Raw genomic sequence first — 2,926 nt, 5'->3', positions numbered from 1 at the left:
TCCGGCAGCCTTCAGTGGTCTTTGCAGAGTTAAGACAGGCGGCTTAGCGTTGCACTTCGAACTTGAATCCGCCGAGAGCCTCTAACTGCAATACCCCCAGTAAAATCACCAACCAGCCTCTCCAGTAAGGCTGGCCGACTAGGTTTAATTAAACAGGTATAATGAGCAACTCACTCTCCATTACCCCGGTTGATCTTCGCATAGTCAAACGGCGTAATCCCCTTCTCCCGGTTTGCATCCAAAAAATCCGCCCACCACTGCAACATCAGCTTGCGTTCATCCAGATGTTCCGCTTTATGGATATACGCCGCCCGCACCGAATTGCGTTCCATATGGCTCATCTGCCGCTCCACCGCATCCTTCGACCATAGCCCTGACTCAATTAACGAACTACAGGCCATTGTGCGGAAGCCGTGGCCGCAAACCTCGACCTTAGTATCATATCCCATCACCCGTAGCGCACTGTTTACGGTGTTTTCACTCATTGGTTTACGCGGATCATGATCGCCAATAAAAATCAGCTCATGCTTATCACCACAAAACTGTTTTATCTGCTTCAGGATCGCCTGTGCCTGCTTTGAAAGCGGCACCAGATGAGGTGTACGCATCTTTGATCCTCGCTGAGAATGTTTCACGCCGGGAATAGGCTCTCGCTCAGGCGGAATGGTCCACATTGACGTTTCAAAATCGATCTCTGACCAGCGAGCAAAACGTAGCTCACTGGATCGAATAAAGATAAGCAGAGTGAGTTCCGTTGCCCAGCGGGTTAGTGGCCTGCCGGTATAGCCGTCTATTTTCTGGAGCAATTCAGGGATGCGCTTTAATTCCAGAGCCGGACGATGCTGTCGATTGCTGGAAGCAACCGCCCCCGCCATCTCTTGCGCCGGGTTATAATCAATTAGACCGCTTTGCACCGCATAACGCATGATGGCCGTGGTGCGCTGTTGAAGACGGGAAGCCACCTCAAGACGTCCAGATGTCTCTACGGCTTTGATGGGAATTAACAGATCGCGAGTACCCAATTCAGCAATGTTGCGAGAACCAATTGCCGGAAAGATATTGTCCTCCAGGCTCTTTTTTACGCGATTAGCATGATCTTCCGACCATTTCTGATTGGTAATGAGCCACTCTCTGGCAACCTTCTCGAAAGTAATAATCTCTTTCGCCTGCTCTTCTTTCACAGCACGTTTATGCTCACGAGGATCGATACCAGCAGCTACCAGCTTTCTGGCTTCTTCCCTTTTCTTCCTGGCATCCGCCAGCGAAACATCCGGGTAAACGCCGAACGCCATCAAATGTTGTTTACCACCAAAACGGAAACGAAATCGCCAATACTTGGAACCGTTAGGTTTTACAAGTAAGAACATGCCGTCGCCGTCAACAAGTGAATACTCTTTCTCCTCAGGTTATGCAGAACGAACTTTAGTATCCGTTAGGGCCATAATGGTCCTCCTTCCATTGGTATCTCGTGAGTATACAAGCAATATCGAATCGGCAAATATACTCATTAGTATACTCACAAGCTTGTTGATGTGGGTTGACTCAGGTTGACTTCAGTTGAGGAGAAAAGCTGGAAAAGCCTTGTGTAGCGCGGGTTTCAGGCATAAAAAAAGACCTCAATTGAGGTCCATTTACATGCTTTTGGTGCCGAAGGCCGGACTCGAACCGGCACGTATCTCTACGGTTGATTTTGAATCAACTGCGTCTACCGATTTCGCCACTTCGGCACTGAAGAGGTATGCGGAAAACGTTGAGGATTATACCGTTACACCAGACCCGCGCAACCCCAATCCTCCGCGATGCGATCTGAGTGCTGAAAAAAACAGCGCAACCCGCCGGAGCATCACTCCCAGATTCCTCCCAATCCCCCCTCCACACTCCATTCCCCACCAGCACAACCCTGCCAACTCTGCTAAAGTCCGCACTAAGCACCACCAGACGATGCCGACCCCAAATCCCGGCACCGCTGCGCAACCAAAGCATCACAGAACCAGAACCAACAGAGGTCATCCATGAAGCACACCACCCAGCGCCTGCTGCTCGCTATCAGCCTGTCATCCGCCTTAGTCGCTGCCAGCGCCTCTGCCGCCAGCTGGCAGGAACAGCTTAACAGCGCCGCTACCCAACTCAGTCAGCAGAACAGCAACACCACCAACGCCAGCAACAGCCAAAGCGGTCTCTCGCTCTCCTCGCTCGGCGGTCTGCTGAACGGTGGCAGCCAGAACGTCAGCGCCAACACCATGAGCAATGCGGCGGGTGTGATGGAGTACTGCTTTAAAAACAACGTTATCGATAACAACGTGGCGTCGGTGAAAAACTCGGTGCTCAGCAAACTCGGCCTGACCACGCCGGAAGAGAAGAAACAGCAGACGGATTATCAGCAGGGTCTGATGGGCTTACTGAACACCAGCAACGGTCAGCAGCTGAATCTGAAAGCGCTGGGCGATACCGAGATCGGCAAGAAGGTGAAAACCAAAGCCTGTGATGTGGTGCTGAAACAGGGTAAAAACTTTATTTCGTGATGCGGGCAGTGGGTAACTATCACCACAGCCCAATGTTGCCATCCCGCAGCAACGTCTAAGCCTGAAGCCCAGGGAACACGGTCAAAAGAGGAAAGCGTCCCGCGCCAGGACGGCGCGGGCCGAGCCAGGACGGCGCGGGCCGAGCGGGCCAGGGATGGCGAAAGCGACTTTCCGATCTGACCGTGTTTCCTGGGCGGGCACGGGGGAAATCGCGACGGCGGTTTTTGGCGGAATTGAGTGCTGAGTTGCCAGTTCCCCCTCCCCAGCCCTCCCCCACAACGTGGGGGAGGGAGTAGCACAGAGCCGCCAGCTCCCCCACCCCAGCCCTCCCCCACAGTGTGTACGGTCCGGGGACACAGTGAACACTTGTTCGGGGACATGGTAGACACTTACAACTAAGGCAT

1 protein-coding gene, 1 tRNA gene and 1 pseudogene are annotated in these 2,926 nt (G+C 53.0%); 1 reads left to right on the top strand and 2 read right to left on the bottom strand.

Annotated features, from left to right (window positions below):
- Window positions 1-170: 170 nt before the first annotated feature.
- Window positions 171-1,442, bottom strand: a pseudogene (locus tag ACSZO1_RS22075) (tyrosine-type recombinase/integrase).
- A gap of 200 nt (window positions 1,443-1,642) precedes the next feature.
- Window positions 1,643-1,727, bottom strand: a tRNA-Leu gene (locus ACSZO1_RS22070).
- A 285-nt stretch (window positions 1,728-2,012) separates the two neighbouring features.
- Here ACSZO1_RS22070 and ACSZO1_RS22065 point away from each other — a divergent pair.
- Window positions 2,013-2,522, top strand: a complete 510-nt coding sequence (locus ACSZO1_RS22065; RefSeq protein WP_437616488.1) for a DUF2501 domain-containing protein — start codon at window positions 2,013-2,015, stop codon at window positions 2,520-2,522.
- Window positions 2,523-2,926: the final 404 nt, after the last annotated feature.

Origin of the sequence: Erwinia sp. V71, assembly GCF_965644245.1 — a bacterium.
Classification (GTDB): domain Bacteria; phylum Pseudomonadota; class Gammaproteobacteria; order Enterobacterales; family Enterobacteriaceae; genus Erwinia.
Note: the sequence above shows the minus strand (reverse complement) of the source record. Positions and strands in the feature narration are given on the sequence as shown.

Coding starts and splice junctions, on each gene's coding strand:
- ACSZO1_RS22065 (WP_437616488.1), top strand. CDS start 2,013: ATGAAGCACACCACCCAGCGCCTGCTGCTCGCTATCAGCCTGTCATCC.